Below are 12,710 nucleotides of genomic sequence, written 5' to 3' on the forward strand. Positions count from 1 at the left end.
CTTTGGCATATCGGCGGATCATCATGCCGACCGGCGGGATCGTCCGCCCGGTCTTTTCGTTGCGCAGGATATAGAAAGGAATGCGCCCCCGCGCAAGAGGCCGACCCTCGGCCTGCTGTCGGCGCGGCAGCTGTTCAGTTTTTCAACGTGCCGCCGCTGCGCTCGATCGCCGTGTTGCGGATGATCTCTGCGATCTCCGGATTGCTGGTGGAAAGCACCTGGAAATCGGCGGCATAGAGCGACAGCAGCGAGACTTCGGTGATGGCGGTCACCGTTGCGGAACGCGGAGCGCCGCTGATCAGCGCCATCTCCCCGAAGAAGCTGCCGGCGCCAAGTTCGACCGGTGTCTGCGCGGCAATGTTCACGCGTCCCTCGACGATGAAGAACATCTGGTCCCCCGCCTCCCCCTTCCTGCAGATGACGGTTCCAGCAGGTACGACACGCCGCCGCAAGGCCCTGACGATTTCGACCAGCGCCCCCGACCCAAGCTTTTGAAACAAAGGCACCGCGGCAACCAGCTGCCAGTTGCGCACGAAATCCTGACGGCGCACCTCTTCGTAGAAGCCCGTCGCAAGAATGCCCGCCCACAGCGCGAAAATGCCGATGCCGCTCATCATCACCAGCCCGGCAAGCACCCGGCCGGCAAAGCTCTGTGGAATCTCGTCTCCATAGCCCGTCGTCGACAGGGTAACCACGGCCCACCACATTGCTTGCGGAATGCTGCCGAAGCGATCGGGCTGAACATCTCGCTCGATCAGATAGCCGGCGAGCGCCGCGCCGAAGAGAACAATGCCGAAGATCGACGTCACGCCGACGAGATTGCGGGCTTCGTTGCCGACCACCCTGCCAAGCAGCCGGAAGAAGGTGGAATCCCTCAGCGGCTTCAGCAGCCAGATGCAGCAATAGAGGCTTCGATCCCGCGAGCCGGCCAGAAACAAGGCCGCAAGTGGCACGATGACCGCCAGCCCATCGAGGATGAGCTCCGCCTTTCTATCCTGCGGGCCGCGCGCCTTGCGAGCCAGAAGGGTTTCGGCAAGCTGCGCCAGATAGGCGAGCCAGACCGCGACCAGCAGGACATTCAATCCTGTCCTGACGCTCGGCGTCAGATCCGGCGTGGTCAAGGCCGCGACTGCGATCAAGCCCGCCGCAGCCAGCAGCCCGTTGAGCGGCTGAGAAAATCTCGACAAATGCTGCAGCGACATCGAACACCTCTCAGGCCCTCGCACCTACAATAGGATGCCATCGGCGCAAGGGTAAAGGGCGTCTTTTTGCGATGCCGGAATGCGATGACGCGCGGGTGATCAAGGCCGGAAGCCGGCAAGACATGCGCTCGATAATCACCCAGCCAGGCGCGAAGCGCCGCCGCGGATCATGGCTTCGGCTTCGCATCGCGGCATCGGCCGGCCGAGCAGAAAGCCTTGCACCTCGCTGAATCCTTCCGCGCGCAGCTTCTGCAACTGCTCTTCCGTTTCGATGCCTTCGGCAAGCGTCGTCGCGTTGAAGCCGGAGCCGATGCCGACCACGGCGCGCACGATGGCGAGATTGCCGGGATCGGTCTCGATGCCGGAGATGAAGCTGCGGTCGAGCTTGATCTTGTCAAAGGCGAAGGCACGCAGATAGCTGAAAGAGGAATAGCCCGTGCCGAAATCGTCGATCGCAATCCGGATCCCGAGCTGCTTCAAGGCTCGCAGCAGCGGCAGGCTCTGCTCGACGTCGGCGAGGAACACGGACTCCGTTATCTCGATTTCCAGCCGCTCGGGTTGCAGCCCGCTCTCGTCCAGGGCGGCGACTACGCTTGCCAAAAGGCCGTTGTGCCGGAACTGGCAGACCGAAAGGTTGACCGCGATCTTCAGGTGCTTCGGCCATGCCGCTGCCGTGCGGCACGCCTCGCGCAGCACCCATTCGCCTATCGGCACGATCAGGCCGTTCTCCTCGGCGATCGGAATGAAGTCCATCGGTGGAGTAAGGCCGCGCTCCGGGTGGCGCCAGCGCAGCAACGCCTCGAAGCCACCAAGGCCATCGTGGTCGAGCTGGACGATCGGCTGATAGAAGAGTTCGAACTGGCCTTTCTGCAGGGCTTCCCGCATTTCGGCGGTCAGCATGTGCCGCCGCTCCGCCTCGAGCCGCATCGCCGGTTCATAGAAGCGATAGGTCGAACGGCCACTCTCCTTCGCCGCATAAAGCGCGAGGTCGGCATGCCGCATCAGGACGTCGTCGTCGCCCGCATGATCCGGAGCGATGGCAATGCCGATGCTGCAGGTGACGTGTTCGTTGACACCATCGAGATCGAACGGCGGCAAGAGCGTCGAAAGCAGTCGCTCGGCAAACCCCTCGAGGCCGCCGTCCCGCACCTGCCGCACCACCAGCGCAAACTCGTCGCCGCCGAGGCGCGCGACCAGATCATCCGGCGACACGAGCTTGGTCAGGCGCGCGGCAACCTGGCAGAGAAGCGCATCGCCGGCGGCATGTCCCTTGCTGTCGTTGATATGCTTGAAGTGATCGACGTCGAGATAGAGCAGCGCGATCGGCTCATCGGCCGTCGCAAGCTTGGCCTCGCGCTCGACATATTCGGAAAACGAGGCGCGGTTCGGCAGGCCGGTCAGCGCATCGTGCATCGCCATATAGGCCAATCGCGCCTCGACCGACCGCTCTTCCGTCACATCCTGCGAAATCCCCAGCAGATAGCGCGGCGCGCTGCCATCCGCCGTCGGCAGGGCTCTCTTGACGGTCCGCAGAATGCGCGGAACGCCATCGGTGCGCAGCATCGTCTCCTCGAGGCTGATCGTCTGCTCGGCCTCGAAGGCAATCTGGTCCTGCTGGCGGAAAATCGCCAGCTGCTCTTCATCGAAGAGCGCGCGATCGGTGACGCCGACAATATCAGCCGGGTTGCGGCCGACAATCGCCGCGCAGGCTTCGTTGAACAGCATGTAGCGGCCGTCGTCGGCCATATCCTTGACGAAGACGCCAACCGGCAGGTTGTCGACGATGCTGTCGAGCATGCTGCGGGTGTCGCTGATCTGCCGATGCGCGGCGTTGACCTCGGTGCGATCCTGAACGATGGCAAGAATGGCATCGCGGCCGTTGAAACGCACGGCCCGGCCGTAGGTCAGGACCTCGAGCGTATCACCGCTGGCCTTCAGATGCGTCCAGCGTTCCGCCTTCTCCATGTCGGTTCGCGCCTGCACGGCGCTCAGCATCCGCTGGCGCTCGTGAACGGGGCGAATGTCGAGAACGGTCATCCGCGCGTACTCGCCGCGCGAATACCCATAGAGATCGACGGCCGCGTGGTTGACGATCAGGAAGCGCAGCGTGTGCGGATCGTAGACCCACATCGGAGACGGGTGCGTATCGAACAGCGACTGGAAATCGTCGGTGTGCGCATCGGTCAGATCAAATGCTCTTTGGCTAACGTTCATCGTCAAATCATATGAAGTATTGTTACCGGATCAAACTGATATAGAGGAAAAAGCTAAATAAAATCAGAATCATACGCCGCACAAACTTTAGGCGATCGCCTTTGTATTGTGCAGTCGCAAGATCAATGGTTCGATATCGAACGCTATTTGCTGCGGCTAATGATGAGAATGCGTGCACTGGCCGTGATCGGCCAGTACCTCGATCACCCGGCACTGATCGACGCGGCCGTGGCCGCAACCCTCCACCATTGCTTCGAGCTCCGCCTTCAATGCGAGAAGACTGCGGATCCTCTGTTCGACCTCGACAAGGCGGGCCTTGGCAATCGCATCCGCCGAAGCGCAGGATTGGTTCGGATCGTCCTGCAAGGTCAACAGGGCGCGGATCGCGCCGACTTCGAAGCCGAGTTCACGCGCATGCCGGATGAAGATCAGGCGGCGCAGATCCGCAGGCTCATAGGAGCGTTGGTTACCATCGCTGCGGCTCGGCGCCGCCACCAGCCCGATGTTCTCATAGTACCTGATGGTCGGCACTTTCACACCGCTCTGCCTCGACGCTTCCCCGATCGTGATCTTTTTCATGATTTTTCCGCTTGCACCTCTAGTCACTAGAGGATGTAGGAAAGGTGCTTCCGAATGACAAGGAAGTGGACGATGGCCGGGACGATTGAAAAGCGGTTTAGGGTCGAGGGCATGGATTGTGCCAGCTGCGCGGCAAAAATCGACACCGCCGTCAGGCGCATGCCCGGGGTCGAGGACGTCGCGATCTCGGTTACGGCAGGCACGATGACCCTGCGCCATGACGGCAGCAGCGATCTTGCCGCCATCGAGAAGAAGATCTCCGGCCTCGGCTATTCCGTTGCGCAGCTCAATGCGCCGGGTGATCGACCTGCCTCCGCTCATTCGCATGACCATGCACACGGCTCGTGCGGGCACGACCATGACCATGCTGACCACGGCGACCACGCCCATGCCGATGATCACAGCCACGACGCTGTTGAAGGTCTGCATGGTCACGATCACACACCGATGTCCGGCCCCTGGTGGCAGAGCAAAAAGGGCCGCCTGACGATTTTCTCCGGCGTGGCGCTCGTTGCGGCTTACGCTTTGGGTCATCTCGTGCCGGCAATCGAGAGTTACGCCTTCATAGCTGCCATGCTCGTTGGCCTCCTGCCGATCGCACGCCGCGCCGCGATGGCCGCGCTTGCGGGCACCCCATTTTCGATTGAAATGCTGATGACGATCGCGGCGATCGGAGCGGTCATCATCAACGCATCGGAAGAAGCAGCCACCGTCGTCTTCCTGTTTCTGGTCGGCGAACTGCTGGAAGGCGTTGCAGCCGGGAAGGCACGCGCCAGCATTCAATCGCTGACGACGCTTGTTCCGAAGAATGCTCTGGTCGAGGAAGGCGGCACCACCCGGGAAGTACCAGCCGAAAGCCTCAGCGTCGGAGCAACGATCCTCGTTCGTCCCGGTGATCGCATCTCCGCTGACGGTACTATTGTCTCGGGCGAAAGCACGATCGACGAAGCGCCGGTTACGGGCGAAAGCACACCGGTTCGCAAGGGCGAAGGCGAAACGGTCTTCGCCGGCACCGTCAACGGTGACGCAGCGCTCAGGGTAAAGGTAACGGCGGCTGCCGCCGACAACACGATCGCGAGGGTCGTGAGGCTCGTCGAGGAAGCCCAGGAATCGAAGGCGCCGACCGAGCGCTTCATCGATCGCTTCTCGCGCTACTACACACCCGGCGTCGTGGCTGTAGCAGCCCTCGTCGCCGTCATGCCGCCGCTGCTCTGGAGCGGTGATTGGCGGGAATGGATCTACAAGGGGCTGGCGATCCTGCTCATCGGTTGCCCTTGCGCGCTGGTCATCTCCACACCGGCGGCAATCGCTGCCTCGCTCTCGGCAGGCGCCCGTCGCGGCCTTCTTCTCAAGGGCGGCGCGGTGCTTGAGACGCTCGGCAAGATTACCGCCGTCGCGTTCGACAAGACCGGCACACTCACCGAAGGTCGCCCGCAGGTGACGGATATTTTGAGCTTCGGCGACGATGAGGCCGAAGTCCTGAAATATGCCGCGGCTCTCGAAGCCGGTTCGAGCCATCCGCTGGCGGTGGCCATTCTGGCGCGCGCCAGCGCCGATGCGATATCGCTGCCTCAGGTGACGGAAGGCCGCGCATTGGGCGGACGCGGCGTTACGGGCAATATCGCCGGAGTTGAGGTTTTCCTCGGCTCGGCCAAGGCAGCCGCCGAGCGCATGGCATTGTCGCCTGAGCAAAGCCAGCGCATCACGGCATTGAACGACGAAGGCAAGACTGTCTCCGTCCTGATCGTCGGCGAGAGACTGGCCGGTGCGATCGCCATGCGTGACGAACCGCGGGACGATGCCAAGTCCGCCCTGGCGACCCTCACGGAAAACGGCGCCAAGATCGTGATGCTGACAGGCGATAACAGCCGGACCGCGACGGCCATCGCGGGCGAATTGGGAATCGACGTCCGCGCCGAGCTGATGCCTGAGGACAAGCAACGGATCGTTGGCGAACTGCAGCGCCAGGGTTTCAAGGTGGCAAAGGTTGGCGATGGCATCAACGACGCCCCGGCGCTTGCCGCGGCCGATGTCGGCATCGCCATGGGCGGCGGCACCGATGTTGCGCTAGAGACGGCGGACGCGGCGATCCTGCACGGCCGGGTTTCCGATGTCGCGGCGATGATCGCCCTGTCGAAACGGACCATGCGCAACATCACGCAGAACATCACGATCGCCCTTGGACTGAAAGCGGTCTTCCTGGTGACGACGATCGCAGGCATCACCGGCCTGTGGCCTGCCATTCTCGCCGACACCGGAGCAACCGTGCTCGTCACCATCAACGCGCTCAGGCTGCTGAATCCAACAGAATAGAGCGCAACATAGGGGTCCGCCAAATAATTGGGCGCGTTGGAACCTAATGCTCACGAACGCGTTACCGTTAGGAGGAGGACCAACATGAGCAACGATTTCAACCGTCCGAATGCTGTAAATAATCCGCCGCCGAGGAGCGGCGGTTCTTCGAAGACGATGTGGATACTCTTGGCAGTCGTCGTCGTAGTCGTCGCACTGGCCGCAACCTACTGGCCGCGCTCTCAAACGGCGACGACCTCGACCGCACCGACAACGGCACCGGCGACCGAGCCGGCTACGCCGCCCGCAACCACCACACCGCCTGCCGCTACGGCTCCGGCAACTCCGCCGGCAGCGGAACCGGCAAAACCCGCGGAACCGGCTGCGCCTGCAGCGCCAGCGGCTCCGGCGACACCTGCAACGCCGGCACCGGCGAACCCGCAATAATAATAAAGGCCCGCATAACAGCGGGCCTTTATTTCATTGTTCTATCGTTTCTCAGTGCGCTCCGGCCTTCAAAACCCGGTGCGTACTGTCATCAAGTGCTTGGCCGGCAGCTTTGCCGTCCTTCGCGAGACCGTTTGCGGTGTTTGCGCAGGACGTAAGCGACAGCAGAGAGGCGAGAATGATTGCAATGGAAACGCGTGTCATGAAAATCCCCATATGATCGTCAATGAACGCCGCAACGGGCGTTGAACGACAAGATAGCGCCATTGGCGACGCGATCAATCCAAGCTGAAGACATGAAAAAGCCCGGCGCTACAGCACCGGGCTCGCTTTGTTTCCTTGGGAGGAAAATCAGTCGACCGCGAAAACCAGTGGCTTCGCCTGGCGGACGGCCGTGTTTGCCGTCAGCTTGGCAAGCACCTCGTCACCAACAGGACCATCGACGTAGAGCAGAGCGATCGCATCGCCGCCCTGCTCGCCACGGCCGAGCTGGAAGTTGGCGATGTTGACGCCGGCAGCACCCAGCGTCGTGCCGATGAAGCCGATCATGCCGGGCACGTCGGTGTTGGAGATGTAGACCATGTTGGCGCCGACATCGGCGTCGAGGTTGATGCCCTTGATCTGGATGAAGCGCGGCTTGCCATCGGAGAACACCGTGCCGGCAACGGAACGGGTCTGCTTGTCTGTCGTCACCGTGAGCTTGATGTAACCGTCGTAGACGCCGGTCTTGTCGCGCTTGACCTCGGAGAGCACGATGCCCTTTTCCTTGATCATGATCGGCGCCGAAACCATGTTGACGTCGGCGACCTGATTGCGGATGAGGCCCGCCAGCAGCGCGGACGTCAGCGCCTTGGTGTTCATCGTGGCGGTGGCGCCATCGTAGAGGATCTCGATTTCCTTGATCGGATCTTCCGATACCTGGCCGACGAAAGCGCCGAGAACGTCGGCGAGCTTGATGAACGGCTTCAGGATCGGCGCTTCTTCAGCGGTGATCGACGGCATGTTGATGGCGTTGGAGACCGCGCCCTTGACGAGATAGTCCGACATCTGCTCGGCAACCTGCAGAGCAACGTTTTCCTGCGCTTCCGTGGTCGACGCGCCCAAGTGCGGCGTGCAGACGACGTTCGGCAGGCCGAACAGCGGGCTTTCCTTGGCGGGCTCGACTTCGAAGACGTCGAAGCCGGCGCCGGCAACGTGGCCGGACTTGATGGCTTCGGCAAGTGCTGCTTCGTCAACCAGGCCACCACGGGCGCAGTTGATGATGCGGACGCCAGGCTTGGTCTTGGCGAGGTTTTCCTTGCCGAGAATGCCGCGCGTCTTGTCGGTCATAGGCACGTGAAGCGTGATGAAATCGGCCTTTGCCAGAAGCTCCTCAAGCTCGACCTTGGTGACGCCCATTTCCTGAGCGCGCTCGGCCGACAGGAAGGGGTCGTAGGCGAGAACATGCATGCCGAGGCCGATGGCTTTCTTGCAGACGATGCCGCCGATATTACCGGCGCCGATGACGCCGAGCGTCTTGCCGGTGATTTCGACACCCATGAACTTCGACTTTTCCCACTTGCCGGCCTGCGTCGAGGCATCGGCCTGCGGCAGCTGGCGGGCAACGGCGAACATCAGCGCGATGGCGTGTTCGGCCGTCGTGATCGAGTTGCCGAATGGGGTGTTCATGACGATGATGCCGCGCTTGGAGGCGGCCGGGATATCGACGTTATCGACGCCGATGCCGGCGCGGCCGATGACCTTGAGGTTGGTCGCGGCGGCGATCAGCTTTTCCGTCGCCTTGGTGGCCGAGCGGATGGCGAGACCGTCGTAATTGCCGATGATTTCGGCGAGCTTGTCCTTGTCCTTGCCGAGCTGCGGCTGGAAATCGACTTCGACGCCGCGATCACGGAAGATCTGGACGGCGGTTTCCGACAGTTCGTCGGATACGAGAACGCGAGGTGCCATTGGGGGCTTCCTTCAAAAGGTTCAACGATGGATGTAATCGGGATTGCGAGGCTCCGCTTTTTCAGCGGAGCCGATGCGATCAACTCAGGCAGCAGCCTGGGAAAGCGTTGCCTTCTGGGTCGAAAACGCCCAGGAGAGCCACGGCATCAGCTTCTGCATGTCAGAAGTTTCGATCGTGGCGCCGGCCCAGATGCGCAGGCCAGACGGCGCGTCGCGGTAGTGGCCGATGTCGTAGGCGACACCTTCCTTGTCGAGCAGGCTGACGATACCCTTGGCGAAGTTCGCCTGGCCGTCGGCGTCGAGTGCCGCAACGTCCTTGTCGGTGATCTTCAGGCAGACCGAGGTGTTCGATGCGGTTTCGGCCTTCACCGCCAGGTTGGCGATCCAGTCATTGGCGGCGACGAAGTCGGCGATGACCTTGGCATTGGCGTCGGCGCGTGCCATCAGGCCCTTCAGACCGCCAACGTCCTTCGACCACAGCAGCGCATCGATATAGTCCTCGACGCAGAGCATCGACGGCGTGTTGATGGTTTCGCCGGTGAAGATGCCCTCGATCAGCTTGCCGCCCGAGGTCATGCGGAAGATCTTCGGCAGCGGCCAGGCCGGTGCGTAGGTGGTGAGACGCTCGACGGCACGCGGGCTGAGGATGATGACGCCATGAGCGCCCTCGCCGCCGAGAACCTTCTGCCAGGAGAAGGTAACGACATCGAGCTTGGCGAAATCGAGGTTCTGCGCGAAGGCGGCAGAGGTCGCGTCGCAGATCGTCAGGCCCTTGCGGTCGGCGGGAATGAAATTGCCATCAGGAACGCGGACGCCCGAGGTAGTGCCGTTCCAGGTGAAGACGACGTCGCGGTCGAAATCAATCGTCGAGAGGTCAGGCAGTTCGCCGTAACCGGCTTCGATCTTGCGGACGTCTTTCAGCTTCAGCTGCTTGACGACATCGGTGACCCAACCGGCGCCAAAGCTTTCCCAGGCGACCATGTCGACGCCGCGCTCGCCGAGCAGCGACCAGAGCGCCATTTCCACGGCGCCGGTATCGGAAGCGGGAACGATGCCTATGCGGTAATCCGCAGGCACTTCCAGAATTTCACGGGTAAGATCGATGGCCTGCTTGAGCTTCGTCTTTCCGATCTTCGCGCGGTGCGAGCGGCCAAGCGGCGCGTCGGAAAGGGCTTCGAGCGACCAACCGGGGCGCTTCGAGCAAGGACCAGAAGAAAAATGGGTGTTATTCGGACGGACGTCCGGCTTCGCGGTGGCAGTAGCCATATCTATACCCTTCCAGGTAATTAGCCTCTCGTTGGGGAGAGGTGTCCCGCCGCCGTGGATATAGATCGGCCCTGACATAGTCAACGGAGAAGTGTCGCAGCTGGAGGATTTTTTGCCGCAGGCGCGACCGAGCCGCCGAATGACAGATTGCCAAAAACGATGAAAGCCGCCCGGTCGGGGCGGCTTTCCAGTGTGTATGCGGTAGACTTACTTGTAGACGATCGGCGCCGGAGGCGGCTCGTAGGGAGCCGGGGCGCAGCCGCCGAAGAGGTAACGGGCGCCGACGCGAGCTTCGTGAACGTTGAAGCCCTTGTCGCGACCAGGGCCGCCGTTGGCGTTGTAGCCGAACATATCGCCACCATCGACGTGCAGGAAGCGGTAGCCGACGTCTGCCTTGACGTTGCAGGTGACGTCGATCGACGCGCCGGCCATCAGGCCGTAGCTGAAGCGCCAGCCGCCCTTGCCGCCGTGGATGACCGTGTCATCGCAACCAAGGCCACCGCCGCTGGAATCGCAAGACGTGTTGTTCAGGTCCTTCCACTTGACGTAGGTGCCGCCAATGCCGGCGCCGACGTAGGGGGTGACGTAACCATAGGTGCCGAGATCGACATAGGCATTAGCCATCAGCGACCACGCCGTCATCGAAGAGATGTCGCTGGATGTGCAGCTGGGCGAAACGCCGCAAGAACCGCTGGTCGAGCCATTGAAGTCGGACTTGCCGAGGTAGTCGAGCGTCAGGTCGGTGCGGAAATAGTTGTTGACCTGGTAACCAACACCGCCGCCGATAGTCCAGGCGTCATCGAGATCTGCACGGTCGAAATCGACTTCGCTGGCATTGCTGCCCTGGAAGTATTTCGCGCCGCGTAGGTCGTTGAAACCGTAACCGACATCGCCGCGCAGATACCAGCCGGACGCTTCTGTCACAGTCACTTCCGGCATCATCTCCGGAACGGGTTCCGCGGGGGCAAGATCCGCGGCAAAAACATTGGACGTCATCAGCAGCACGGCAAAGACGCCGGATAAGCTTCTCATCATGGATCCCACTCCAAAATTCGTGGCTTGGCAGGGCCATTCGCTGCCAGTCGGACACGTTTCGGGATGGATAATGAAACGGAAACGTTAAAAGCTGCTTAACTACAAATATTTACCGTGTTTGTTGTTGGTTGCTGAACCATAAATCAGCGGGCGAAAAGAAAAAGCCGGCACGAAACGTACCGGCTTCTTTGCTTCACGTCAGAATATCTCAGGCCGCTGAACGCGCGCTCGAAATCGTACCGATCAGATCGTTGACGATCCGCTCGATCTGGCTGCGATCGTCGCCTTCCGCCATGACGCGGATCAACGGCTCGGTACCGGACGGGCGGATGACCAGACGGCCGCTCTTTGCAAGCTCCGCCTCGGCGTCGGCAATCGCCTTCTGAACGATGATGTCTTCCAGCGGCTTGCCGCCGGAGATGCGGACGTTGCGCAGAAGCTGCGGCACCGGCTCGAAACGACGGCAGACTTCGCTGACGGTCTTGCCGGTGCGCTTCACAGCGGCAAGGATCTGCAGTGCGGCAACAAGACCGTCGCCGGTCGTGCCATAGTCCGACAAGACAATATGTCCGGACTGTTCGCCACCGACATTGTAGTTGTGCTGGCGCATGTGCTCGACCACGTAACGGTCGCCGACCATGGTGCGGACGAGGCCAAGGCCCTTGTCCTGCATGAACCGCTCGAGGCCGAGATTGGACATCACGGTCGCAACGATGCCGCCGCCACGCAGCTGCTGGCTTTCGGCGTAGCTCTCGGCAATCACGGCCATCAGCTGGTCGCCATCGACCACGGCGCCGTTCTCGTCGACGATGATCACGCGGTCAGCGTCGCCGTCGAGCGCGATGCCGATATCGGCCCGCACTTCGTCGACCTTCTTCTGCAGGGCGACCGGATTGGTCGAGCCGCAGTTCAAGTTGATGTTGGTGCCATTCGGCTCATTGCCGATGGTCACGACCTCGGCGCCGAGTTCCCAGAGAACAGCCGGTGCGACCTTGTAGGCGGCACCATTGGCGCAATCGATCGCGATCCTCAGGCCCTGGAGCGTCACGTCACGCGGCAGGGTGCGCTTGGCATGCTCGATATACCGGTCATGGACGCCATCGACGCGCTTGGCGCGGCCGATATCGTCGGACTTGGCGAGCTGCGTCGAAAGGTCCTTCTCGAGAAGCTCTTCGATCTGCATTTCGAGTTCGTCCGACAGCTTGTAGCCATCCGGTCCGAACAGCTTGATGCCGTTGTCTTCGTAAGGGTTGTGTGACGCAGAAATCATCACGCCGATATCGGCGCGCAGCGAACGCGTCAGCATGGCGACGGCAGGCGTCGGAATAGGACCGAGAACGAAGGCATCGACACCGGCAGCCGTGAAACCGGCGACCATCGCGTTTTCAAGCATATAGCCCGAAAGGCGCGTGTCCTTGCCGATGACGACACGGTGGCGATGACTGCCGCGACGGAAAATCGTTCCTGCCGCAATGCCGACCCGCATCGCGAGATCAGGTGTCATCGGAAACACATTGGACTGACCGCGAATTCCATCCGTGCCGAAATAACGTCTTTTCATATGCACCCTCTGTGCTCGGGCACGCTCTCTAAGAGCCGCGCATTCCCACTTCAACAATTCGACGCCGACCTAGCGTAGCGTCGCATAAAGGCTCCAAATTGGGCCTTCTTATGTGAGCGGCATGCCACAATTCGTGGCGCCCATCACGTAAATTACCGAGAAAACTG

General features: G+C 61.6%; 10 protein-coding genes. 2 read left to right on the forward strand and 8 right to left on the reverse strand.

All coding sequences use genetic code 11. The features are described 5' to 3' along the window. Nucleotides 1–134: 134 nt before the first annotated feature. The 3 genes from ASE04_RS19400 to ASE04_RS19410 form a co-directional block, all read right to left on the reverse strand. Entirely contained in the window at nucleotides 135–1,202 is a 1,068-nt protein-coding gene (locus ASE04_RS19400; RefSeq protein ID WP_056820630.1) for a cyclic nucleotide-gated ion channel, read from the reverse strand. A gap of 135 nt (nucleotides 1,203–1,337) precedes the next feature. Then, entirely contained in the window at nucleotides 1,338–3,416 is a 2,079-nt protein-coding gene (locus ASE04_RS19405) for a putative bifunctional diguanylate cyclase/phosphodiesterase (RefSeq protein WP_056820632.1), read from the reverse strand. A 156-nt stretch (nucleotides 3,417–3,572) separates the two neighbouring features. Beyond that, a complete protein-coding gene (locus ASE04_RS19410; RefSeq protein ID WP_056820634.1) occupies nucleotides 3,573–3,995 on the reverse strand; it encodes a MerR family transcriptional regulator in 423 nt (140 codons plus the stop codon). 72 nt (nucleotides 3,996–4,067) lie between these two features. Here ASE04_RS19410 and ASE04_RS19415 point away from each other — a divergent pair, with 72 nt between their 5' ends. Together ASE04_RS19415 and ASE04_RS31245 are read left to right on the forward strand one after the other, a co-directional pair. Then, nucleotides 4,068–6,308: a heavy metal translocating P-type ATPase gene (locus ASE04_RS19415; protein WP_056820636.1), complete on the forward strand. Its 2,241-nt coding sequence runs from the start codon at nucleotides 4,068–4,070 to the stop codon at nucleotides 6,306–6,308. A gap of 84 nt (nucleotides 6,309–6,392) precedes the next feature. Then, a complete protein-coding gene (locus ASE04_RS31245; RefSeq protein WP_056820639.1) occupies nucleotides 6,393–6,734 on the forward strand; it encodes a hypothetical protein in 342 nt (113 codons plus the stop codon). 51 nt (nucleotides 6,735–6,785) lie between these two features. Here ASE04_RS31245 and ASE04_RS19425 read toward each other — a convergent pair whose 3' ends face one another. The 5 genes from ASE04_RS19425 to glmM form a co-directional block, all read right to left on the reverse strand. Next, nucleotides 6,786–6,938 carry a hypothetical protein gene (locus ASE04_RS19425; protein WP_056821446.1) on the reverse strand — a complete coding sequence of 51 codons (153 nt, stop codon included), beginning with the start codon at nucleotides 6,936–6,938 and terminating at the stop codon, nucleotides 6,786–6,788. A gap of 147 nt (nucleotides 6,939–7,085) precedes the next feature. Further along, complete coding sequence (gene serA / locus ASE04_RS19430) at nucleotides 7,086–8,681, reverse strand: phosphoglycerate dehydrogenase (protein WP_056820641.1); 1,596 nt, start codon at nucleotides 8,679–8,681, stop codon at nucleotides 7,086–7,088. 84 nt (nucleotides 8,682–8,765) lie between these two features. Then, nucleotides 8,766–9,947 (reverse strand): phosphoserine transaminase, encoded by a 1,182-nt coding sequence (locus tag ASE04_RS19435; RefSeq protein ID WP_056820643.1) that lies wholly within the window; start codon nucleotides 9,945–9,947, stop codon nucleotides 8,766–8,768. Nucleotides 9,948–10,154: 207 nt separating this feature from the next. After that, a complete protein-coding gene (locus ASE04_RS19440) occupies nucleotides 10,155–10,982 on the reverse strand; it encodes an outer membrane protein (protein ID WP_056820645.1) in 828 nt (275 codons plus the stop codon). Between the two features lie 208 nt (nucleotides 10,983–11,190). After that, nucleotides 11,191–12,543, reverse strand: a complete 1,353-nt coding sequence (glmM, locus tag ASE04_RS19445; protein WP_056820647.1) for a phosphoglucosamine mutase — start codon at nucleotides 12,541–12,543, stop codon at nucleotides 11,191–11,193. Nucleotides 12,544–12,710 lie beyond the last annotated feature (167 nt).

The organism is Rhizobium sp. Root708 (genome assembly GCF_001429725.1).
In the GTDB taxonomy this organism is placed as follows: domain Bacteria; phylum Pseudomonadota; class Alphaproteobacteria; order Rhizobiales; family Rhizobiaceae; genus Rhizobium.

Bases quoted from the DNA above. Each gene is read 5' to 3' on its own strand.
- ASE04_RS19400 (WP_056820630.1), bottom strand. From the start codon at position 1,202: ATGTCGCTGCAGCATTTGTCGAGATTTTCTCAGCCGCTCAACGGGCTG.
- ASE04_RS19405 (WP_056820632.1), bottom strand. From the start codon at position 3,416: ATGAACGTTAGCCAAAGAGCATTTGATCTGACCGATGCGCACACCGAC.
- ASE04_RS19410 (WP_056820634.1), bottom strand. From the start codon at position 3,995: ATGAAAAAGATCACGATCGGGGAAGCGTCGAGGCAGAGCGGTGTGAAA.
- ASE04_RS19415 (WP_056820636.1), top strand. From the start codon at position 4,068: ATGGCCGGGACGATTGAAAAGCGGTTTAGGGTCGAGGGCATGGATTGT.
- ASE04_RS31245 (WP_056820639.1), top strand. From the start codon at position 6,393: ATGAGCAACGATTTCAACCGTCCGAATGCTGTAAATAATCCGCCGCCG.
- ASE04_RS19425 (WP_056821446.1), bottom strand. From the start codon at position 6,938: ATGACACGCGTTTCCATTGCAATCATTCTCGCCTCTCTGCTGTCGCTT.
- serA (WP_056820641.1), bottom strand. From the start codon at position 8,681: ATGGCACCTCGCGTTCTCGTATCCGACGAACTGTCGGAAACCGCCGTC.
- ASE04_RS19435 (WP_056820643.1), bottom strand. From the start codon at position 9,947: ATGGCTACTGCCACCGCGAAGCCGGACGTCCGTCCGAATAACACCCAT.
- ASE04_RS19440 (WP_056820645.1), bottom strand. From the start codon at position 10,982: ATGATGAGAAGCTTATCCGGCGTCTTTGCCGTGCTGCTGATGACGTCC.
- glmM (WP_056820647.1), bottom strand. From the start codon at position 12,543: ATGAAAAGACGTTATTTCGGCACGGATGGAATTCGCGGTCAGTCCAAT.